Origin of the sequence: Paroceanicella profunda, assembly GCF_005887635.2 — a bacterium.
Lineage (GTDB): Bacteria > Pseudomonadota > Alphaproteobacteria > Rhodobacterales > Rhodobacteraceae > Paroceanicella > Paroceanicella profunda.
Genome location: NZ_CP040818.1, coordinates 440,746 through 461,710, shown reverse-complemented (window position 1 = coordinate 461,710; position 20,965 = coordinate 440,746). Strand labels below are relative to the sequence as shown.

At 72.9% G+C, this 20,965-nt stretch carries 20 protein-coding genes and 1 other annotated feature; of the genes, 3 read left to right on the top strand and 17 right to left on the bottom strand.

Annotated elements, in window-relative coordinates; all coding sequences use genetic code 11:
- Window positions 1–163: 163 nt before the first annotated feature.
- From FDP22_RS02045 to FDP22_RS02020, 6 genes are all read right to left on the bottom strand, one after another.
- Complete coding sequence (locus tag FDP22_RS02045) at window positions 164–1,150, bottom strand: DUF2927 domain-containing protein (protein WP_138576669.1); 987 nt, start codon at window positions 1,148–1,150, stop codon at window positions 164–166.
- Between the two features lie 91 nt (window positions 1,151–1,241).
- A complete protein-coding gene (locus tag FDP22_RS02040) occupies window positions 1,242–2,123 on the bottom strand; it encodes a DUF2927 domain-containing protein (RefSeq protein WP_138576671.1) in 882 nt (293 codons plus the stop codon).
- A gap of 48 nt (window positions 2,124–2,171) precedes the next feature.
- The gene (locus FDP22_RS02035; RefSeq protein ID WP_138576673.1) at window positions 2,172–3,200 is read right to left on the bottom strand and encodes a DUF2927 domain-containing protein; all 1,029 of its coding nucleotides are present in this window, start codon (window positions 3,198–3,200) and stop codon (window positions 2,172–2,174) included.
- Window positions 3,201–3,862: 662 nt separating this feature from the next.
- On the bottom strand, window positions 3,863–5,032 hold the full coding sequence (locus FDP22_RS02030; protein WP_138576675.1) for a toxic anion resistance protein: 1,170 nt from the start codon (window positions 5,030–5,032) through the stop codon (window positions 3,863–3,865).
- A 286-nt stretch (window positions 5,033–5,318) separates the two neighbouring features.
- Window positions 5,319–6,221: a 5-bromo-4-chloroindolyl phosphate hydrolysis family protein gene (locus FDP22_RS02025; RefSeq protein WP_138576677.1), complete on the bottom strand. Its 903-nt coding sequence runs from the start codon at window positions 6,219–6,221 to the stop codon at window positions 5,319–5,321.
- A complete protein-coding gene (locus FDP22_RS02020) occupies window positions 6,221–6,442 on the bottom strand; it encodes a hypothetical protein (protein ID WP_138576679.1) in 222 nt (73 codons plus the stop codon). The genes FDP22_RS02025 and FDP22_RS02020 overlap by 1 nt, the downstream gene beginning before the upstream one ends.
- Before the next feature lie 299 nt (window positions 6,443–6,741).
- Here FDP22_RS02020 and FDP22_RS02015 point away from each other — a divergent pair, with 299 nt between their 5' ends.
- Window positions 6,742–6,945 (top strand): cold-shock protein, encoded by a 204-nt coding sequence (locus FDP22_RS02015; RefSeq protein ID WP_118138690.1) that lies wholly within the window; start codon window positions 6,742–6,744, stop codon window positions 6,943–6,945.
- Between the two features lie 352 nt (window positions 6,946–7,297).
- Here the strand turns inward: FDP22_RS02015 and gatA are convergent, their stop codons facing one another.
- From gatA to FDP22_RS02000, 3 genes are read right to left on the bottom strand one after another with little or no spacing between them, the layout of a single operon-like run.
- Entirely contained in the window at window positions 7,298–8,785 is a 1,488-nt protein-coding gene (gene gatA / locus FDP22_RS02010; protein WP_138576681.1) for an Asp-tRNA(Asn)/Glu-tRNA(Gln) amidotransferase subunit GatA, read from the bottom strand.
- Window positions 8,782–9,069 (bottom strand): Asp-tRNA(Asn)/Glu-tRNA(Gln) amidotransferase subunit GatC, encoded by a 288-nt coding sequence (gene gatC, locus FDP22_RS02005; RefSeq protein ID WP_138576683.1) that lies wholly within the window; start codon window positions 9,067–9,069, stop codon window positions 8,782–8,784. The genes gatA and gatC overlap by 4 nt, the downstream gene beginning before the upstream one ends.
- Window positions 9,070–9,098: 29 nt before the next feature.
- Window positions 9,099–9,773 carry a ceramidase domain-containing protein gene (locus FDP22_RS02000; protein ID WP_138576685.1) on the bottom strand — a complete coding sequence of 225 codons (675 nt, stop codon included), beginning with the start codon at window positions 9,771–9,773 and terminating at the stop codon, window positions 9,099–9,101.
- An 83-nt stretch (window positions 9,774–9,856) separates the two neighbouring features.
- Here FDP22_RS02000 and FDP22_RS01995 point away from each other — a divergent pair, with 83 nt between their 5' ends.
- A complete protein-coding gene (locus FDP22_RS01995; RefSeq protein WP_138576687.1) occupies window positions 9,857–10,549 on the top strand; it encodes a metal-dependent hydrolase in 693 nt (230 codons plus the stop codon).
- Window positions 10,550–11,537: 988 nt separating this feature from the next.
- Here the strand turns inward: FDP22_RS01995 and FDP22_RS01990 are convergent.
- Both FDP22_RS01990 and FDP22_RS01985 read right to left on the bottom strand, forming a co-directional pair.
- Window positions 11,538–11,975: a nucleoside deaminase gene (locus FDP22_RS01990; RefSeq protein ID WP_138576779.1), complete on the bottom strand. Its 438-nt coding sequence runs from the start codon at window positions 11,973–11,975 to the stop codon at window positions 11,538–11,540.
- Window positions 11,976–11,989: 14 nt separating this feature from the next.
- Window positions 11,990–12,490 (bottom strand): GNAT family N-acetyltransferase, encoded by a 501-nt coding sequence (locus FDP22_RS01985; RefSeq protein ID WP_170317553.1) that lies wholly within the window; start codon window positions 12,488–12,490, stop codon window positions 11,990–11,992.
- Window positions 12,491–12,575: 85 nt separating this feature from the next.
- On the opposite strand from FDP22_RS01985, the gene FDP22_RS01980 reads away from it, so the two are divergent.
- Window positions 12,576–13,769, top strand: coding sequence for a pseudouridine synthase (locus FDP22_RS01980; RefSeq protein ID WP_138576691.1), 1,194 nt, complete (start codon window positions 12,576–12,578; stop codon window positions 13,767–13,769).
- A gap of 151 nt (window positions 13,770–13,920) precedes the next feature.
- Here FDP22_RS01980 and wrbA read toward each other — a convergent pair whose 3' ends face one another.
- From wrbA to FDP22_RS25110, 6 genes are all read right to left on the bottom strand, one after another.
- Window positions 13,921–14,520 (bottom strand): NAD(P)H:quinone oxidoreductase, encoded by a 600-nt coding sequence (wrbA, locus tag FDP22_RS01975; RefSeq protein WP_138576693.1) that lies wholly within the window; start codon window positions 14,518–14,520, stop codon window positions 13,921–13,923.
- 713 nt (window positions 14,521–15,233) lie between these two features.
- Window positions 15,234–16,088: a universal stress protein gene (locus FDP22_RS01970; protein WP_138576695.1), complete on the bottom strand. Its 855-nt coding sequence runs from the start codon at window positions 16,086–16,088 to the stop codon at window positions 15,234–15,236.
- A gap of 52 nt (window positions 16,089–16,140) precedes the next feature.
- Window positions 16,141–17,625: a SulP family inorganic anion transporter gene (locus tag FDP22_RS01965; RefSeq protein WP_138576697.1), complete on the bottom strand. Its 1,485-nt coding sequence runs from the start codon at window positions 17,623–17,625 to the stop codon at window positions 16,141–16,143.
- Window positions 17,626–17,792: 167 nt separating this feature from the next.
- Window positions 17,793–17,847: a sequence feature (sul1 is cis-regulatory element that is thought to sense ions involved in sulfur or methionine metabolism; They are found in Alphaproteobacteria), on the bottom strand.
- Window positions 17,848–18,390: 543 nt separating this feature from the next.
- Entirely contained in the window at window positions 18,391–19,110 is a 720-nt protein-coding gene (arsH, locus tag FDP22_RS01960; RefSeq protein ID WP_138576699.1) for an arsenical resistance protein ArsH, read from the bottom strand.
- Window positions 19,107–20,156 carry an ACR3 family arsenite efflux transporter gene (gene arsB, locus FDP22_RS01955; RefSeq protein WP_138576701.1) on the bottom strand — a complete coding sequence of 350 codons (1,050 nt, stop codon included), beginning with the start codon at window positions 20,154–20,156 and terminating at the stop codon, window positions 19,107–19,109. The genes arsH and arsB overlap by 4 nt, the downstream gene beginning before the upstream one ends.
- Window positions 20,153–20,797 carry an ArsR/SmtB family transcription factor gene (locus FDP22_RS25110; RefSeq protein WP_138576703.1) on the bottom strand — a complete coding sequence of 215 codons (645 nt, stop codon included), beginning with the start codon at window positions 20,795–20,797 and terminating at the stop codon, window positions 20,153–20,155. Before FDP22_RS25110 ends, arsB begins: the two co-directional genes overlap by 4 nt.
- Window positions 20,798–20,965 lie beyond the last annotated feature (168 nt).

Below are 20,965 nucleotides of genomic sequence, written 5' to 3'. Positions count from 1 at the left end.
TGCCCGGCGAGACCGGGAGGAAGAGCCGGCATCTCCCCCGCAGGGCAGCGAGAAACCCGGTGAACGCCGCGCGCAGGGACTGGCTGGCGCGGCACGGCGAAAATACTGGATTCACGGCAAAAACCTGAACGAAACGAACGGGAACAGCGAAACTCGGCAAGCGTCAGCGGATGGAGCGTGCCTCGGCGGCGAGGGCACGGGCGGCGATGGCGGGCAGGAGGGGGCGCACCGCCTCGGCGGTCATCCCCGGGTGGAGAGACCTGTCGTATACCATGCGCAGCAGGGCCACGTCATGCCGTGTGATCAGGGCGAATTCCTGGTCGTCGTTGAAGAGCGAGGGGCGCACGTCCGGGCCGTCGTCCGGCAGGCCGAGCGACTGGGTGATCTCCTCGTGAAAGCAGCTCAGCCGCACGAGGCCCCGCGCTTCGGCGGCCACGATCACGGTGGCGCCGGTCAGCCGGTCGGCCGCGTCGCTTTCAGGCCTGAAGAAGCAGGGGGAGGGCATGTCGCCGCGCAGCTCCGCGTCGAAGCCGGCCCCCATGCCGCCGCCGGTCCGCGCGGCCAGCGCGTGCCGCTCCGCCGCGCCGAGCACCAGCACCGCGATCTCGCCCGACCCGGCCGGCGCGGGCGCGCGGCCCTGCTCCACGCTGAGCGCGAGGCCGCTGGCCCGCGCCAAAACCCCGGCGAGGGCGCGGATGTCCGCGATGTCCCCGCGCCGCTGCCGCTCCGGCGTGCCGGCGTCGAACACCACGCGGATGCGCACCGGCGTCTCCCAGCGGCTGAGCCGGATCGGCACGTCCCGCGCCGCCTGCCCGCCCGCATCGCGCGCCGTCTCCACGTGCAGGGCGACCCGCTCGAAATCGCGGGCCAGGGCCTGCGCGGTCACCGGGGCATCCGGCGGCGCGAAGTCGGTGCGCAGCCGGCCCTGTGCCACCAGCCGGGCGCCCCACAGCCGGAACCGCTCCTGCGTCGACAGTGCTGGGCCGGAGGCGCAGTCCGCGCGCCCGGCGCCGGGGCCGCATCCCGGCATCGGGGCCTGAAGCCGGGCCGGATTTCCCCGCCCGGCCGCGCCCTCTCCGGGAGGAGGTCCGGAGACGCAGGCGCCCGGCAGCGCCAGGCTCAGCAGGGCGGCGATGAAACGGCGCGTCACGGGCTCGGCCCTCCGGCGGCGCGGTGCGGGATCCGCTTCGGGAGACGCCCCGCCCGCCCGGACCCCATCTGCGGGGCGGGTGCGGTCCGGCTCAATCCGCGAGGCTCGCCTCTTCGGCGGCGAGGGCGCGGCCGGCGATGTCGGGCAGCAGGGGGCGGGCCTCCTCCAGGGTCATGCCCGGGTGCAGCGCGGGGTCGTAGAGCATGCGCAGCAGGGCCACGTCATGCCGGGTGAGCAGGGCGAACTCCTCGTCGTCGTTGAAGATGGAGGGGCGCACGCGCGGGTCGTCATTGCCCAGCCCGAGCGCCTGGGTGAGTTCCTCGTGCAGGCAGGAGAGCCGCATCAGCCCCTCCGTCTCGCCCTTGATGACGATGAGCGCGAAGTTGATCAGGCCGGGCGTGTCCAGGCTGTTGAAGGTGTTGGCGTAGCAGATCTCGCTCACCGGGCTGTGGCGCAGGCTGTCGATCACCGCGGGGTCGGGCGGGATGTCGGACCCGTCCAGCATGTCGGCCATCGCCACGCGCTCTGCCCGGTCCACGTAGAAGACGTAGAAATTCGCCGGCTCCTCCGCCCCCGGTGGCAGCAGGGCGATGTCGAGGGCGCTCACCCGGGCCAGCCGGGCGGTGAAGCGGCGCAGCTGGGCCATGTCCTCGCGCTGCTGCGCGCGCGGCACCGAATCGCCGAACACCGCCTGCACCCGCACCGGCCCCTCCCAGCGCGACAGCGGGATCGCCGTGCGCCGGGTGATGAAGCGCCCGTTCTCGTTGGCATATTCGGAATAGAGGGCGATGCGCTCGAAGTTCTCCACCAGGGTGGCGCCGGTGTAGGGCGCGTCCGCCGGGGCAGCTTCCGTGCGCATCAGCCCCTCGCCGCGCAGCATCCGCTCGAGGTCGGAATAATATGTCCGGTCGGAGGAGGCGCAGCCGGCGAGCAGGCTGGTCGCGGCAAGCAGCGCGCGCGCGGGGGGGATCATAGGCTCAGGCTCTCCCTGCGGGGGAGGGGGCCCGGGCGGAGCCCCCGTTCAGAGGTCGGAGTCAGAGCTTGCCACAGGCGCGGCCACCGCGTCGAGCACCGCGCGGCGGTCCGCCTCCGGGTCGGCGCTGGGCAGGTCCAGGTCCGCGATGATCTCGGGCAGGACGTGGCGCACCTCCGCCTCGCCCATCCCCGGGCGCAGGCGCGGGTCGTAGAGAATGCGCATCAGGTAGGCGTCATGGGTGGTGAGCAGGGCGAATTCCTGCGTGTCGTTGAAGATGGAGGGGCGGACGGCCGGGTCGTCGTTGGTCAGGCCGAAGGACTGGCTCAGCTCCTCCTCGATGCAGGCCTCGCGCAGCCGGCCGGAGGTCTCGGCCCGGATCACCACGGTGGCCGCGGTGATGGTGCCGGTGTCCGTGGCCGAGAAGGCGCCGAGGCAGGGCGCCTCGCCGTCCGAGCGGTCGAGGAACCCGGCCAGGAAACGCCCGACCATGGCGCTGTGCTGGTCCTCGTCATGCGCGGCGCGCTGCAGGGCATAGCCACGCAGGGCGCGCACCTCGCCCTCGTCCAGCACCAGGATCACCATGTTGTTGGCCCCGTCGCCGCCCGGCACCTCGCGGGTGGACAGGCCGGAGAGCCGCGACAGCCGGCCCATCATCTCGGCCACGCGGGCGTGGTCCTGCGGGCCGAGCGTCTCGCCGAGCACCGCGTAGCGGATCGGCCCGTCCCAGCGCCGCAGCGGCATGCGGGAGTGGCGCTGGCGCGGCATGTCCTCCACCGCGAGGGCCACACGGATGAAGTTGCGCGCCAGATCCGCGCCGTCGAACGGGGCATCGGCGGGCGCGCGCTCCACCCGGTGGCCCCCGGCGGCGATCAGCGCCGCGTCGTAGAGCGCGAAACCCTCGCGCAGGGCCAGCCCGGACTGGGGCGCCGGGGCCGGCGGCGCCGCGGCCTCCTGCCGGGTGCAGCCGGAGAGACCCGCGGCGAGCAGCAGCCCGGCGCAGCCGCGCAGGAACCACCCGGCGCCGGATGCCGCGGGGAAACCTCCTCCGCGCCGGCCCGGGATCTCACCCTGCATCCGGCCCGGGACCTGGCCCGTGTGGTTGCCCGGGACTTGGCCCGCCTGGCGGCCCGGGACCTGGCCCGCGTGGCGGCCCGGGACCTGGCCCGAGTGGTGGCTCGGGCTCGGGCCCGTGTGGCGGCTGGGCATCGGGCCCGCGTGGCGGGCCGGGATCGGGCCCGCGTGGCGGCTCGGGACCCCGTCCCAGAGGCCGGCGTGCCGACCCGGGTGACAGTCTGCCTCCGGGCCTCGAAGGGGCGCGCATTGCTCCGCTTGGCCGCCCCGGAGATCCGGGAACCGGCCAGCCTGTCGGGTCCGGGGGCCTGCGCAGGGGGGCGGGGGACACTGCGCCTGCCTGTGCCGGAGGCCTGCGGATTGCTCCTCCGCCTGCCGCCACCGGAGGCCGGCGTCTTGCTCCGGGGCCTGCGCCCGCCGCCACCGGAGGCCGGCGTCTTGCTCCGGGGCCTGCGCCCGCCGGCACCGGAGGCCGGCGCCTTGCTCCGGGCCCTTCGCCCGCTGACCCCGGAGGACTGCGGATTGCTCCGGCTCCTCCGCCTGCCGGCCCGCCGAGCCCTCATCCGTGTGCCGGGCGGGGCGGTGCGCGCACGGGCCCGGCTGCCGCTCTCCGCTCCGGCCCGCGTGCTGCCCGGAGGGCCGGGCAGGCGTATTGCCGGGACCGTTCAGGTGCCCGCTCCGCGCCGCGGGCTGGCGGGGCCCGAGGCCTTCGCGGCGGAGAGGCTGCGGCGCAGGTCGCCCTCCATGCGCTTGAGCTCCTCCTCGGCATGGGCGCGCTTCACCTTGCCCTCGTCGGCGATGCGCAGCGAATCCTCGATGGTCGCGATCAGCGCCGCGTTGGCGTTCGAGATCGCCTTCACGTCGAACACGCCGCGCTCGATCTCGGTGCGCACCTCGATGTTGGCCTGGCGCAGGTTCTCCGCATTGGAGGTGAGCAGCTCGTTGGTGAGGTCGTTCGCGTCGCGCACCGCGCCGGCCGCCTCGCGCGAGCGGTGGATGGTCACGGCCTGGGCCAGCTGCGTCTTCCACAGCGGCACGGTGTTGACCAGGGTCGAGTCGATCTTGGTCGCGAGGCTCTTGTCGTTCTCCTGCACGAGGCGGATCGAGGGGAGGGACTGCATGGTCACCTGCCGGGTGAGCTTGAGGTCATGCACCCGGCGGTCCAGGTCGTCGCGCGCGGCGCGCAGGTCGCGCAGCTCCTGCGCCTTGATCACCTGCATGTCCTCGGGCGCGGCGGAGACCTCGGCCTCCTTCGCGGGAATGGCGGTGCCGTCGAGCAGGCGCAGCTTCTCCTCGCCGGCGGCGATGTGCAGGGCGAGCTGGTGGTAGAAGGCCAGGCTCTCCTCGTAGAGCCGGTCCAGGCTCTCGATGTCCACCAGCAGCTTGTGCTCGTGATGCTCCAGCGTGTCGGTGATCTTGTCGATCTGGCCCTGCACGGTCTCGTAGCGGGCGTAGAACTTCGCCAGCGGCTTGGTGGAGGAGAAGATCCGCTCCCACCAGCTCGGCTTGCGGTTCGGGTCCAGCTCGCCCATGTCGAAGCCGCGCAGCGAGGAGACCATCTCGCGCAGGCTCTCGCCGGCCGGGCCCGAATCCTTGTTGCGCACGCCGGTGAGCATCTGGTCGGAGATGGCGGTGAGCTTCTCCTGCGCCTTCGAGCCGAAGCGGATGATCGACTGGGTGTCGGAGATGTCGATGTCCTCGACCAGGGCGCGGATGCGCTCCTGGTCCTCGGGGCGGGCGGCCTCGATCGTCACCGGCTCGGAGGCCGGGTCGGGCAGCGCGGTGCCGGCGATCTCGGGCAGGCGGTTGCGGGTCGGGTCGGCGTCGGTGGTCATGTGGGTGTCCTCTTCTCGGAGCCCTGTTGCATGCCCCGGGTGGGGGCCATTGGTCCGGAGCCCTGATCCGGTTGGCGGGGGCAGGGAGCCTGCCGGGCATCGTCTCCGCCGGGCCGGAGGGCGGCCGGCCCCGCCGCCCCGCACCCCGGCCGCCCGGGAGGGGCAGGCGCCGGCGCGGCACGCGCGGAGAGACCCGGCCCCGGGGGCGGTGCCGCGGGCGTCTCCCGCGGCCTCTCCCCCCCGATGTGGGGCGGAAACGCGTCCGGCCCAGTGCCGCGTGGCGCCGTCAGTCCCCGTCCAGCCCTTCCTGGCGCAGGCGCTTGCGCAGAACCTCGATCTCCACGTCCAGCGTGCCGCGGTCCTCGGCCAGCAACTCGCGGCGCCGGGCGGTGAAGCTGGACTCGAGATCGCCCAGCAGGGCCTCGTAATCCGCCCGGGCCTTCGCATCGCGGCTGCGCTGCCACACCGCGGCGAAGCGCACCGTCGCGTCCCGCGCGCCGGTGAGGTAGACGCCGAGGAACTTCCGCGCCCGGTCCAGGTCGCGCGGGTCGGCCTCGACTTCGGCGAAGACATCGCGCGCGGCGCCGGCCACCCGCTCCACCCGGCCTTCCAGCGCCCGGTCGCCGAAGCGCGCGGCGGCGGCGGTCATCTCGCGCAGCAGCTCCTCGGCGCGTTCCAGCGCGTCCGCGGCCCGCGCCCCGTAGAAATCATCCGCCGCGATGCCCTTGGCGCGCAAGGGGTCCGGCCCGAAGGCGACCACGGCCGCCCCGGCGGCCACCGCGCCGAAGATCACCCCGGACACCGGCCCGAGCCCCCAGCCGAAGGCCGCGCCGAGCGCCACGCCCAGCCCCGCGGCCACCGCGCCGAGGATCTTGCGCGGGATCGCCGGCGGCTTGGCCACGCTGCGCGCGTCATAGGCCTCCTGCGCGCGCTGCCCCTCGTTCACCAGGCCCGCGGCGGCGAGGAACAGCACGAAGGCGCCGAGTTCGACCAGCATGCCCCGCGCGTCGCCCTGGCGGATCTCGCCGATCCCGGCGAAGAGCATCGGCAGGGATGCGAGATAGAGCAGCCGGGCCCGCCCGGACACCTGCCGGGCCGGGCGGTTGCGAAACCGGTTCGGGGCGCGCTCCGCCTCCGGCTCCGGCGGGGCGTCCGGGCTGTGGCGCCCGCGATAGCGGCGCGAGGACATCAGGTCGGCCCCGCCCCGATGGAATTCACCGAAACCACGGCAATGAGCGCGATCAGCACCACGTAGGCCAGCCAGCGCATGGTGTTTCCGCCCATGAGGTCGATCTCCCTTTCTCCGGAGGCCCGGACACGCTCCACCACCCGGCCCAGCCCCCTGACGAGCATATAGCCCAGACCGGCGATCGCTGCCAGAATGAGCGCAATCAGGACGAGTCGGGCCATGGCGGCAGGTGCTCCGGGTGCGGTTGATGGTCCTGAAACTATAGGAATGCGCGGCCCCGCTTGCCAGTGGCGCGGCGGCCGGAATGTCCTTGACCATCTGATCAAGAGAAATTGAGGAAATTTCGCGCGAGTTAACGTCGCAATTGTGAATCGGCCTGATTCGCGCTAGCTTCTTCTTACGCATTACGTTTCCGACGCCTGTGGATCACACGTGATCTGCCAGTCGCAAATGGATACGCGACTGCGCAGAGGCCGGAGGCAAGACCGCCCCGGCGACACAGACCAAAGGGTTGTCAGGAATGGCAAAAGGCACCGTTAAGTGGTTCAATACTGAAAAAGGCTACGGCTTTATTCAGCCCGAGGACGGCGGGAAAGACATTTTCGTGCATATCTCGGCAGTCCAGGCTGCGGGCCTGCGCGGGCTGCAGGACAATCAGCCGATCGAATTCGACCTGATCGACGGTCGGGACGGTCGCAAGAGCGCGGGCAATCTCAAGGTCTGACGCGCAGCGATCCGGCGCAGTGCACCGGAGCGCAACTATTCGGGCCCGTCCGGCGGTTTCCCGGCGGCGGGCCCCTTTCCATGTATGCCCTGTGCGCGGGCCCGGATGTCGCCGGAGGCGCATCCTGTCGGCCGCCCCGGGGGCTCCGGCCCGCAAGGCTTGCGCCATGCGCCGGGCCGGAGATCTGTCGGACATTCGGGGGGACCGCTGAGGCAACGCGCGCGGGCGCGCCGCGGGTCGGTTTCAGGCCTGTTTCAGCACCCGATCGATGCAGTCACATCCATGGCCGCGGCTTGGGCGCGCCGGGCAGGCCGTCCGGGCCCGGCGCCCGCGCGGGCGCCGGGCCGGGAGATCACCACCAGCGGTCGGGCGTGGCGGTGAAGCGTTCCGCGGCTTCCAGCGTGCCGGCGACGGTGATCAGCTCCGCCTCGCCCCAGGGCTTGCCGATGAGCTGGAGCCCGAGCGGCAGGCCGGCGCTGTCGAGCCCGGCGGGCACCGAGATGCCCGGCAGGCCGGCGAGGTTCACCGTCACCGTGAACACGTCGTTGAGATACATCTGCACCGGGTCCGCATCCGCCATCTCGCCGATGCCGAAGGCGGCGGAGGGGGTGGCGGGGGTGAGGATCGCGTCCACCCCGTCGGCGAAGACGGTCTCGAAATCCCGCTTGATCAGCGTGCGGACCTTCTGCGCCTTCAGGTAATAGGCGTCGTAGAAGCCGGAGGAGAGCACGTAGGCGCCGATCATCACCCGGCGCTGCACCTCGCGGCCGAACCCTTCGGCGCGGGACTTCTCGTAGAGGTCGAGGATGCCGTCACCGGGGGCGAGCTTCGCGCGGTGGCCGTAGCGCACGCCGTCGTAGCGCGCGAGGTTGGAGGAGGCCTCCGCCGGCGCGATGATGTAATAGGCGGGCAGGGCATATTTCGTGTGCGGCAGCGAGATGTCGACGATCTCGGCGCCCGCGTCGCGCAGCTTCTCCGCGCCCTCGCGCCACAGCCGGTCGATCTCCTCCGACATGCCCTCCACGCGGTACTCGCGCGGGATGCCGATGCGCTTGCCGCGGATGTCGCCGGTGAGGGCGGCCTCGAAATCCGGCACGGGCATGTCGGCGGAGGTGCTGTCCTTCGGGTCGTGCCCGGCCATGGCGCCGAGCATGATGGCCGCGTCGCGCACCGTCTTCGTCATCGGGCCGGCCTGGTCGAGCGAGGAGGCGAAGGCCACCACGCCCCAGCGCGAGCAGCGCCCGTAGGTGGGTTTCAGCCCCACGATGCCGGTGAAGGCCGCGGGCTGGCGGATAGAGCCGCCGGTGTCGGTGCCGGTGGCCGCCATGCAGATCGAGGCCGAGACCGCCGCCGCCGAGCCGCCGGAGGAGCCGCCGGGCGTGAGTGCGGTGTTCGCGCCCGCGCGGCGCCAGGGGCTGATGGCGGGGCCGTAGACCGAAGTCTCGTTCGACGAGCCCATGGCGAACTCGTCCATGTTCAGCTTGCCCAGCATCACCGCGCCCTGCTCCCAGAGCTTCGTGGTCACGGTGCTCTCGTAGGGCGGAATGAAGTTCTCCAGGATGCCGCTGGCGGCCTGGCTCTGCACGCCCAAGGTGCAGAACAGGTCCTTGATGCCCAGCGGGATGCCGCACAGCGCCGGTGCGTCGCCGGCGGCGAGGCGGGCGTCGGCGGCATCGGCCATCTCCAGCGCCTTCTCCGGCGTCAGCGCGCAATAGGCGTTGAGCGGGGCGGAGGCGGCGGCCGCGGCGTTGAACGCCTCGGCAAGCTCGCGGGCGGTATAGTCCTTCGCGCGCAGCCCGGTGCGGGCCTCGGCGATGGTGAGGGCGGTCAGTTCGGTCATTCCACCACCTTCGGCACGGCAAAGAAGCCCTCGCGCGCGTCCGGCGCGTTCGCGAGGATGCGCGCGGCGTCCTCGCCCTCGGTCACCACGTCGGCGCGACGCGGCAGCGCCATGGGCGTGACAGAGGTCATCGGTTCCACGCCGGTCACGTCGACCTCGTTCAGCTCTTCCACGAAGCCGAGGATGCCCGAGAGCTCCGCGGCAAGCGCGTCGAGCCCGGCTTCATCCACCCGGATTCTCGCCAGATGCGCGACCTTTCGCGCGGTGTCCCTGTCGATGGCCATCGGTCTCCCTCTCAGCGATCAGCGTCGTATTAGACGGAGCCGTGGCCCCGTGCAACCCGGGGCGCGCGCGCGGCCATCAGGGCGTGGATCATCCAGGCCAGCATCACCGCGTTGAGGATGTGCCACATGAAATGCGTGCCCGGCGGGAAGGCGGCGCAGACCGGCCCGTCGGCGGAGCGGAAGGCGAGCGAGACCACGAAGATGCCCGCCCCCGCGGCGAGGCGCAGCGCGGTGTCCGGGTGCCGGCCCGCCAGGGCGGCGGCGTAGAGCAGCAGGAACACCACCACGCCTGCATAGCCCGCGGAGGCCGCCAGCGCCCCGCCCGCCTCGCGCAGCAGCGCGGCGGTGCCGATGTTGATCGGGATGAACAGCGCGGCCATCAGCGCGGCCGCCCACCAGGGCGCCCCGAAGAAGCGCCGGGTGGCGAGCCAGATGTAGGCGAGGATGAAGGCGAGGATCGGCAGCACGTCCGCCAGCCCGGCCCAGCGTTGCGCCACGGTGTGGAACAGGAAGGACCCCACGCCGATGGTCCCGAGCAGGGCGCAGAGCACAAGCGCGCCGCGCTCCGGGGCCCGCGCGGCGCGCGGGGCCATCACCAGGGCCGCGATGATGAAGGCGAGGTTCGTCAGGGCGTTGAGGGGCTCCGCCCAGAATGCGGCGCTCAGCCGTTCGCAGTACACATCCACGTGTGCCGTCCAGTCCATGCCGGGGTACGCCTCCATTCGCTGTTGACCGCGGGGCAGACTGCACCAGAGTGCGCCACAGGGAAACCGAAAGGAGACATGCGATGAATATCACCTGGTTGGGACACGCCGGCTTCCGCATCGAGATCGGCACCCAGGTGCTGCTCGTGGACCCCTGGCTGACCGGAAACCCGGTCTTCCCCGAGGCACGGCGGGCGGAGGCGGTCGCCGGGGCGACGGCGATCCTCGTGAGCCACGGCCACGGCGACCATTCCGCCGACGCCATCGCGCTGGCGCGCGAACTGGGCATCAAGGTCTACGGCATCGCCGAGTTCATGGGCTGGTGGGCCAGGTCCGAAGGCATCGAGACCGTGGGCTTCAACAAGGGCGGCACGGTGACGCTGGGCGACGTGAAGGTGACCATGGTGAACGCCACCCATTCCTCCTCCGTCGACGGGCCGGACGGGCCGGTCTACGCGGGCACCGAGTCCGGCTACATGATCTCGGGCGAGGGCAAGACGATCTACTTCTCCGGCGATACCGACGTGATGGCGGACATGGCGGTGTTCGAGGCGCTGCATGCACCGGACATCGGCATCCTCTGCGCCGGCGGGCATTACACGATGGACATGCGCCGCGCGTCCTACGCCGCGAAGACCTTCTTCCACTTCTCCACCGTGATTCCGTGCCACTACCGCACCTTCCCGGCGCTGGAGCAGAATGCGGACCTGATGAAGGCCGAACTGTCGGGCGTGGACGTGATCGAACCCGAAGTGATGACCCCGATCACCCTCTGACGCCGGACAGACCGCCCGCGCCCTGCGCGCGGGCGCGGCCCCGGATGCATGCCTGCCGCGCGCGCGGCCCTGAGATGCGTGCCTGCCGCGCGCGGGCATGACCGGCGTCCCGGGCACCGATCCCCTCGCCTGCGGCTGCGCGGCAAGCGGCGCCCACGCGTCTCCTGCAGCCCCCATGCCGAAAGGCACCGACGGGAAACGCCCGCCATGCCGAGGGGGGCCGCTGGCCCCCGCAGCCTGGCGGGCGTGGCGAAGGCCCCCTGCGCGGGCCTCCGCCCCCAGCGGAGCGGGTGAGGCGGACCGGAGACCGGCGGGATGCCGCGCGGTGGACCGGGCTGTCCCGGGTCCGCGGGCGGCCCCGTCCGGCGCGCGCGGACGGGGCCCATTCACGCGAGCGTGTGTGACGGCCATTCGCGGCGTGCGCCCGGGCCGGATCCGCCGAAGCGGCACGATTGGCGCATTGCGGCACCGAGGCGTGCGCCGACCCCCCGGTGGTCCTCTCGCGTGCAGGTCAGACGCAATGCGCCTGCGGGCGCGCCGGGCAGCGGGACAGGGCAGGCGAGAGAGAGTTGCGGGGGCGCCGCGGGCAGGGCGAGCGAGGGGGGCATTGCGGGGCTGAGGCGGAGCAGAGCGCGCGAGGAGGTATGACGGGGAGGCACGCGCAGCAGAGCGCGCGAGGAGGTATGGCGGGGGTGGCACGCGGAGCAGGGCGCGCGAGGATGTATGGTGGGGGTGACGCGGAGCAGGGCGAGCGAGGAGGCATGGCAGAGGCGACGCCGGGCCGGGTGAGCGGGGAGGTATGGCGAGGGTGACGCCGGGCAGGGCGAGCCAGAGGGGCATTGCGGGGCTGACGCGGGGCGGGCCGGGCGATGAAACGCCCGGCTGCCGCGCGGCGCACGCGTTCCGGGACGCATGGGGCCGGGATGCGCGGAGCATGCGCGGGGGCGTGGTGGCGCGAAGGCGGGGAGCGTGTCGGCGTGCGCGGCGGCTATCCGCGACGTGCGGCGAAGAAGGCGCGCAGCAGTGCGGCGCTCTCGGCCTCGGCAATGCCGGGGTAGATGTCGGGCCGGTGGTGACACTGTGGGTGGGAGAACACCCGCGGGCCCTGTTCCACGCCGCCGGACTTCGGGTCCGATGCTCCGTAGTAGAGCCGGGCGATGCGCGCGGCCCCGATGGCCGCGGCGCAGAGCGGGCAGGGCTCCAGCGTCACGTGCAGGTCGAGCCCGGGCAGGCGCTCGGAGCCGCGCGCGGCGCAGGCGGCGCGGATCACCAGGATTTCCGCGTGGGCGGTGGGGTCGGAGCGCTCGCGCACCCGGTTCCCGTCCCGCGCGAGGATGGCGCCGGTGGCGGGGTCGGAGAGCACGGCGCCCACCGGGGTCTCCCCGCGCGCCGCGGCGGCACGGGCCTCCTCCAGCGCGAGGGCCATCAGGCCGGGCCGGCTCACGCAGCGCCCCGCCGGAGCAGCAGGAGGCGCCGGCCGTCCTCGACCACGCAGCCGGCCTCGTGGAACCCCTGGCGGGCGAGCAACAGGCGCGAGACCGCGTTGTCCTCCAGAACCGCCGCGTCCACGCGCCGGGCGATGCCGCGCGCCTCGACCAGCGTGGCGGCGATCATCTCCGTGGCGAAGCCGCGGCGCTGGAGGGCGGGGAGCACGGCGAAGGCGATCTCCACCGCCGGCAACCCGTCCAGCACCGCGAACTGCAGCCCGGCGATCCCCACCAGCGCGCCGCCCGCGAACCACATCCGCGGCCCCCAGCCATGCGCGGCCCAGTGCGCCGCCAGCCGCAGGGTGATGAGCGCATAGCGCTCCGGGCTCCAGACCAGGCCGGGCGGAGAGGCCCAGCGGCGGATCTCCTCGGCGCCGAACAGCGCCCTGACATGGGCCTGGTCGTCGGTCTGGCAGGGGCGGCCGTGCAGGCGGGGCGTGGTCATCTGGTCCATGCGGGCAATCTGGCGGCAGGCTCCGGCCCCGGCAAGCGCTTTCCGGCCCTTGCCGGGAGGCGCTTGCCGGGTGTATGCGCTGAGGATGAGCGACCAGACACCAGAGGGCGAGCGCATCGCCAAGCGTCTTGCGCGCGCGGGCCTCGCCTCGCGCCGCGAGGCCGAACGCATGATCGAGGCCGGGCGCGTGCGCGTGAACGGCAAGGAGATCGATTCTCCCGCCCTGAACGTGACGGCGCGCGACCGTATCGAGGTCGACGGCAAGCCCGTCGCCGCGGCCGAGCCCACCCGGATGTGGCGCTACTACAAGCCGCTCGGGCTGGTCACCTCCGCCTCCGACGAGAAGGGCCGCGAGACCGTCTTCGACCACCTGCCCGAGGACATGCCGCGGGTGGTGTCGGTCGGCCGGCTCGACATCAATTCCGAGGGGCTGCTGCTGCTCACCAATGACGGCGAGCTGAAGCGCAGGCTGGAGCTGCCCTCCACCGGCTGGCTGCGCAAGTACCGGGTGCGCGCGAAGGGCTATCCGTCGGAGGAGCTGCTCGAGCCGCTGCGCAAGGGCATCACCGTGGACGGCGAGCGCTTCCAGCCCATGCAGGTGGTCATCGACCGCCAGCAGGGCGCCAACGTCTGGCTCACCCTCGGGCTGCGCGAGGGCCGCAACCGCGAGATCCGCCGCGCGCTGGCGGAGGTCGGGCTCGACGTGAACCGGCTGATCCGCATTTCCTACGGGCCCTTCATGCTGGGCGATCTCGCCGATGGCGCGGTCGAGGAAGTGCGCCCGAAGGTGCTGCGCGACCAGCTCGGCCTGAAGGGCGAGATCCTCGAGGAGGCGCCGGTCGCCGCCCCCGGCGGGCGGGCGAAGGCGAAGCCGCGCGGGCGGGCGGCGGACCCCTCCGGCCCCGGCGGCACCGGGGCGCTGCGCCGGACCGGCGCGCCGTCCAAACCTGCCCCCTCCGGCAGGAGCGGCCCGGGCGGACAGCCCGGCCCGGCCCGGGCAGCGGCGGAGAAGGCGCCGTCGGGTCGTGGTGCGCCCGCCGGGAAGCCGTCGGCAGGGCGGGGGGCCGCCAGCGGCAAGGCCCCTGCCGGTCGCGGCACGGCCGGTGACAAGGCGCCGGCGGGACGCGGCACGGCCGGAGACAAGGCGCCTGTCGGACGCGGCGCGCCCGCTGGCAAGCCGCAGGCAGGACGCGGCGGCCCGGACAAGGGCCCGCGGGGGCGCAACGGCCCCGCGCCCTCCGGCCGCTCCGGCCCGAAAGGCCCGCCGCGCGGTCGCTGAACGGGCCCCGGGACAGCCTGACAGGTTCCGGAGCGGCTGAACCGCCCCCGGGAGAGCTGGACAGGCCCCGGAACACGAACAGGGCCGCTGCCGGTTTCCCGGGAGCGGCCCTTTCGCTGTCCGCAGCCTTGCGGCTCCGGACGAGGCGGGATCAGGCGGAGAGCTTCGCGGCGATTCCGGCGATGTGCGCGCCCTGGAACTTCGCACCGTCCAGCTCCACGGCGCTGGGCTGGCGGGAGCCGTCGCCGTCGGCGATGGTGGTCGCACCGTAGGGCGAGCCGCCCTTGATCTCGTCCACGCCCATCTGGCCCTGGAAGGCGTAGGGCAGGCCGGCGATCACGAAACCGAAGTGCAGCAGCACGGTGTGGAAGGAGAGCAGGGTGGATTCCTGGCCGCCGTGCTGGGTGGCGGTGGAGGTGAACACGCCGCCGGCCTTGCCGACCAGCGCGCCGGATGCCCAGAGGCCGCCAGCGGAATCGAGGAAGCTCTTCATCTGCGACGCCATGTTGCCGAAGCGGGTCGGCGTGCCGAAGATGATGGCGTCATACTCGGGCAGTTCCGCCACGGTGGCGACGGGCGCGGCCTGGTCGAGCTTGAAATGGGCGCCCTTGGCGATCTCTTCCGGAACGGTTTCCGGAACGCGCTTCACCACGGCTTCCGCACCGGTGGAGCGGACGCCTTCGGCAACGGCTTCGGCCATCGTCTCGATGTGGCCGTAGGAGGAGTAATAGAGCACGAGGACCTTGGTCATCTTGGCATTCCTTGTTCGGCGCGCCGGGCGCCGGTTCCGACTGCTGGGAGAGATAATAGGTTCTGAAACGAAGTCTATTGCTCCAATGCTCCACAGATTGTCTATCTCTGCGCATCAATGGCGCGCGAGTGCGCGCGGGCTGCGCGCCGCCTGGTGACGCCGGGCAGGCCGGGCGGCCGTCGGGAGGTGCCGGTCTCCGCCGCGCAGCCAGGGAACCGGGGGGGGACGGGGGCCGCCCGTCCGGTCGGGGAAGCCGGGCAATGGCGCACCGGAGAGACGCTTCTTCGCGGGCAAGCCGCAGGTGCGGCCTTCCGCTCCGGCAGGATGGTCGCGGATGCCGGGAAGCCACGCACCTCGCCACGGGAGAGGGTGGCCGAACCCTGCGGGCCGGCCCGGCCGGAGAGCCCGGTGCGCCCGCGCCAGCGGCCGGGCCCCGGGCGCGGGCGGGGTGACAGGGTCTGTCCTGGGCGGGGCGACAGGGACTGCCCCCCGCCGGGGAGATTGGGCTTGCCCTCGGGGAGTGACTGGGCTTGCCCCCGGGAGTGACGGGGCTTGCCCCCGGGGAGTGGCGGGGCTTGCCCCCGGCGGGGTGACGAGGCTTGCCCCCAGGGAGTGACGGGGCTTGGCCCCGGGGGGATGACAGAGCTTGCCCTCGGGGGCGGCGGGAGCACGAAGGCCCCTGCCGGCCCGGGCCGGCACCGCTGCGCGGCGGCTTATCGGAACAGGATCACCGGCACCTTGCAGGACCGCACCATCTCGGTGGTGGTGGAGCCGATGATCAGGCTGCGGATGCGGCTGTGCCCGTAGGCGCCCATGGCCAGCAGGCCGATGTCGCGGCTGGCCACGGTCTCGGCGATCAGCTGCTCCGGCTCGCCCTCGCGGATCTCGGCGGTCACGGCGGCCCCGGCGGCGGAGAGGCGGGCGGCGGCGGCGTCCAGCCGGGCGCGCAGCTCCGGCGTCTCGCGCCCCGCGCTGAGCAGGTGGCAGGCGAGTCTGGCGAAGGGCGCGTTGGCGGCGAGGAAGGCCACCGCCTTCTCCGCGCTCGCGCCGCCGTCATGGGCGATGAGCACGCTCCGCACCTGCGAGAAGGCCCGCGAGGCCACCAGCACCGGCCGCGTGGCCTCGCGCAGGATGCGCTCCAGGTTGGAGCCGAGGTGGCCCTTCGCGAAATCGGCGCCCTCGCCGCGCTTGCCGATCACCACCAGGCCGCTGGCGCCGGCGATCTCCGTCACCGTCTCGACGATGTCGCCGGAGCGCAGCACCTCCTGGCCCGCGGTCACGCCGGCGGCGGCGAGCCGGGTGCGGGCGTCCTCCAGGATGGCATGGCCGCGGGCGCGGGCCAGCCGGGCGCGGGCCTCGTCATGCCGGGCCAGCTCCTCCAGCAGCGCGCTGCGCGCGCCCAGGCGCAGGTTGCCGCTGAGATCGGCGGGGGTGCTGGCGGCCTCGCGGCGGCCCAGCACGTGCACGAGGTCCACCGCGGCACCGGTCGCCCCGGCGATCCAGGCGGCGTGGTCGCAGACGCTCTCGCCATAGGCGGAGCCGTCGATGAAGGCGGCGATCTTGTCCATGTCTTCCTCCCTTCGGGGCGCGGCGGCGCGGACGGTCTGCGCCGTCATGGCCTCAATGCCCCGTCAACTGGTCCATCGCGCCGGGCTTGTCATGCAGGGCGAGCCGGTCGACGATGGTCTCCGACGCCGCATTCATGCCCCTGAGGGTCACGTCGGCGCCTTCGCGGCGGAACTTCAGCACGACCATGTCGATGGCCGCAACGCTGGAGATGTCCCAGATATGCGCCTCGCTCACGTCGATCACCACGCGGTCCGGGGCGGAGCGGAAGTCGAAGGCGGCGGCGAATCGGTCCACCGAGGCGAAGAACAGCTGGCCGCGCACGGTGTAGACCCGCTCGCGCCCGTCCGCCGAGAGGGTGGAGGTGACGCTGAAGATCTGCGCGATCTTGGCGGCGAAGAAGATGCCGGAGAGCAGCACCCCCGCCAGCACGCCGATGGCCAGGTTGTGGGTGAACACCACCAGCACCACCACGGTGAGCATCACCATCGAGGAGGAGCGCGGATGTGTCCTGAGATCCCGGATCGAGGACCAGGAGAAGGTGCCGACGGAGACCATGATCATGATCGCCACCAGGGCGGCCATCGGGATGCGGGCCACCAGGCCTCCCAGCACGAGGATGAGGAACAGCAGGAACACGCCGGCCACGAAGGTCGACAGCCGCCCCCGCCCGCCGGATTTCACGTTGATCATCGACTGGCCGATCATGGCGCAGCCGGCCATGCCGCCGATGAAGGCGGTGAAGAAGTTCGCGATGCCCTGGCCCACGCATTCGCGGTTCTTGTCGGAGGGGGTGTCGGTGAGCTCGTCGACGAGCTGGGCGGTCATCAGCGATTCGAGCAGGCCCACCGCCGCCACGCCGGCCGAATAGGGCAGGATGATCAGCAGCGTCCCGAAGGTGAGCGGCACGTCGGGGAAGGCGATGACGGGCAGCGCGTCGGGCAGCGCGCCCATGTCGCCCACGGTGCGCAGGTCCCAGCCGAAGGACATCGAGAGCGCGGTGATCACGATGATGCAGATGAGCGGCGACGGCACCGCGGTGAACACCCGCGGCACGAGGTAGATGATCGCGAGGCCGGCGGCCACCAGCACGTAGGTGAGCGGCGGCACGCCGGTGAGCTCGGGCAGCTGGGCCATGAAGATGAGGATGGCGAGGGCGTTCACGAAGCCGGTCATCACCGAGCGCGAGACGAAGCGCATCACGTCGGCGAGGCGGAACACCCCGGCGAGCATCTGCAGGATGCCGGCGAGCACGGTGGCGGCCAGCAGGTACTCCAGCCCGTGCTCGCGCACCAGCGTGCCCATCAGCACCGCCGTGGCGGCGGTGGCGGCGGAGATCATGCCCGGCCGGCCGCCGGTGAAGGAGATGATCACCGCGATGGAGAAGGAGGCGAAGAGGCCGACCCTGGGGTCCACTCCCGCGATGATGGAGAAGGCGATCGCCTCCGGGATCAGGGCCAGCGCCACGACCACCCCGGCGAGGATGTCGTTGCGCACATTGCCCAGCCAGTCACGTTTCAACGTGGCAGTGAAGCTCATGTCGGTTCCGTCTTTCAGCAGGATCGGAAACCGTGCGGGGCACCTGCCTTCCGCAGCGACGGCGGCAGGATCTGGCACGGTTTCTCAATCGTGTCGGGTCATGTCGGTTCGTTCGGAAGGAGCACCGCGGCGGAAAGGCAGGCGGGAAATTGCCCGGTGCGTCAGCGGATTGGCCGAGGGATAGGCGCCCGGCATAGCCACCCGTGCGAGGACGGGTCCAGATTCAGCCCCATCCCTTCCTTGTTGCACTGCGAAAGTCAACCGCGAATCGGACCGCGCGCGGGCATCCCGTGCCCGGAAAGCCGGCTCCGCGCCCCGCCCGGCCGTCGCTCCCACCCACCCGCCCCGCGCCGTCCGGGCGGGACGCGGAGCCGGCCGCGGGAGGGCTGCGGCGGGAGGGCTGCGGCGGGAGGGCTGCGGCGGCGCGCAGGGGGTGCACGCACGCCCGGAGGCAAAACCCCGCGCTGCGTGCGGCTGTGCGACGTGACGCCGTCAGCAGGGCCGGACCACCGCTTGCCGCGACGGCGCGGGGCGGTTCCGGCGGGCAATCGAGCGCGGACGCCGAGCACCGCAGCGGGTGCTGGTGCACGCGCTGGGTGCTGTCCGGCACACGGGGGGCGCGGGCCCGGGCACCCTGCGGATGGGCGCAGGGCTGGGGGAGGGACGCCCGGAGGGCGGCGCGGTTGCCGCGCGGCGCGGTCCGGAGATGCGTTGATGCTCCGGGGGTGCGAGGGCGGGGGAGGCTCCGGGCCAGGGTGAGGCCCGTCAGATTCCGGCCTGGTTCACCCGGGCCGAGAGCTGGTCCGCGCTTTCGCGGCGCTCGGAGTAGCGGTCGGTCAGCTCCGGCCGGCCGCGGGTGAGCAGGGTGAAGCGCATCAGTTCCTCGGCCACGTCCACCAGCCGCCAGTAGAGCGGGCCGTCCTTCATGCGGCCGGCCTCGTCGAACTCGGTCCAGGCGCGGGGCACGGAGGACTGGTTCGGGATGGTGACCATCCGCATCCAGCGCCCGAGCACGCGCATCTGGTTGAGCGCGTTGAAGCTCTGCGAGCCGCCGGAGACCTGGGCCAGCGCCAGGGTGCGGCCCTGGGTGGGGCGCAGGCCGCCCATCGACAGCGGCAGCCAGTCGATCTGCGCCTTCATCACCGCGGTCATCGCGCCGTGGCGCTCGGGGGAGACCCAGACCATGCCCTCGGACCAGAGCGCGAGGGCGCGCAGCTCGGCGACCTTCGGGTGATCCTCCGGCGCCCCGTCCGGCAGGGGCAGGCCCGTGGGGTCGAAATGGCGGACCTCGCCGCCCATGCGGGCGATCAGCCGGGCCGCCTCGAACCCCAGCAGCCGGGAGTAGGAGCGTTCGCGCAGCGACCCGGTGAGCAGCAGGATGCGCGGGGGGTGGCCCGGGTCTCCGGGGCGGGCCCAGTCCGCGGCGCGGATCGGGCGCAGCAGGGCGGGGTCGAGCCGGGGCAGGTCGGTGAGGTCGGGGATCATCGGGGGAGGCTTTCGGAAAAGAGGGCGCGGCGGCGGTTGGCGTAGGCGACGAGCGACAGCATCACCGGCACCTCCACCAGCACCCCGACCACGGTGGCGAGGGCGGCGCCCGAGGTGACGCCGAACAGGCTGACCGCCACGGCCACCGCCAGTTCGAAGAAATTCGACGTGCCGATGAGCGCGCAGGGGGCGGCGACGGCGAAGGGAAGGCCCAGCCGCCGCGCGCTCCAGAAGGCCAGCAGGAAGATACCCCAGGATTGCAGCAGCAGCGGGACGGCGATGAGCAGGATGATCAGCGGGCGGGCCAGGATCACCTCGCCCTGGAAGCCGAACAGCAGCACGACGGTGCCGAGCAGCCCGGCGATGGAGAGCGGTTTGAGCCGGGCGGCGAGCGCCTCAGCCCCCGCCCCGCCCAGCCGGAGCCGCACCCCCGCACCGGCGCCCAGCGGCACCAGGATGTAGAGCAGCACCGAGAGGAGCAGGGTTTCCCAGGGCACCGACAGGTCGGTGAGGCCCAGCAGCAGGGCGACGATCGGCGCGAAGGCGAAGACCATCACCACGTCGTTGAGCGACACCTGGAACAGGGTGTAGGCGGCATCGCCGCGCACCAGCTGCGACCAGACGAAGACCATCGCGGTGCAGGGCGCCGCACCGAGGAGGATGAGCCCGGCGATGTAGCCGTCCGCCTCCGCCGGCGGGATCAGCGGTGCGAAGATGCCCCGGAAGAACAGCACGCCCAGCCCGGCCATGGTGAAGGGTTTCACCAGCCAGTTCACCACGAGGGTGAGCGCGAGGCCCTTCGGCGCCCGGGCGGTGGCCCGCAGGCTGGCGAAGTCCACAGAGAGCATCATCGGCCACACCATCGCCCAGATCAGCACCGCAACGAGCAGGTTCACCGAGGCGTATTCCAGCCCGGCCAGCGCGCCGAAGGCCCCGGGGGCGAGGGCCCCGAGGCCGATGCCGGCGGCGATCGCCAGCGCCACCCAGAGCGACAGCCCCTTCTCGAAGCGGCCGAGCCCGGCGACGGGGGCGGGGAGGTCAGTCATCGGGAGGGCTCCCCGGCAGTGGCAGGCGGGCGGCCCGGCAGGGGCCTGTCGCCGCGCGGGCCCGCGCGGCGGGGCGCGGGCTGGTGTCCGTCGGAGGACGGGGAGCCGGCAGGCGCGGGCGCGCGGGCGTTTGTTCGGGCGTCCCCGGCTCGAGACGGGTGGCCGGACGGGGCGGCCTGCTCCGAGGAGGGCGGGTGCGCCCCGGACGGGATGGGGGCGGAGGGTGTGGCGACGGGAGTTGTGCAGTTGCAGGTGGACGTGGCGTCGGACGGCGCGGCGAGGTCGGTCGGGGACAGGCGGTCGGAGGGCGGCGGGCAGTCGGGCAGCGCGATGGCGGCGCAGATGTCGGGATGCCCGGCGCAGCAGTCCCGGGTGAGGAAGCCGAGCAGGTCGCGCATCGCGTCGTAATCCGCCGCGTAGCGGATCTCGCGGCCGGCGCGGTGGCGGCAGGCAAGGCCGGAACGCTCCAGCGCGGCGAGGTGGAAGCTCATCCGGGTGGGGGCGATGGCGAGGCGGCGGGCGATCTCGCCGCTGGCCATCCCCTCCGGCCCGGCGGTGACGAGCAGGCGCCACGCGGCCAGCCGGTCGGCATGGGCGAGGGCGGCGAGAGCGGGCACGGCGGTGGCGGTATCGGTGATCATGCAATACTACAAGCATTGTTGCAGCCTCAGGGCAAGCGGAAAGCGAACCCGGCGGAGACCCGCTGGCACGGGCCACACCCTCCTGTCGCCCGGGCCGCCCGGGCGGGCGGTCCGGGCTCCACGCCTGCGCGCCCTTGCGCCGGGCGCGCGAAACGCGGATCTTGCGCG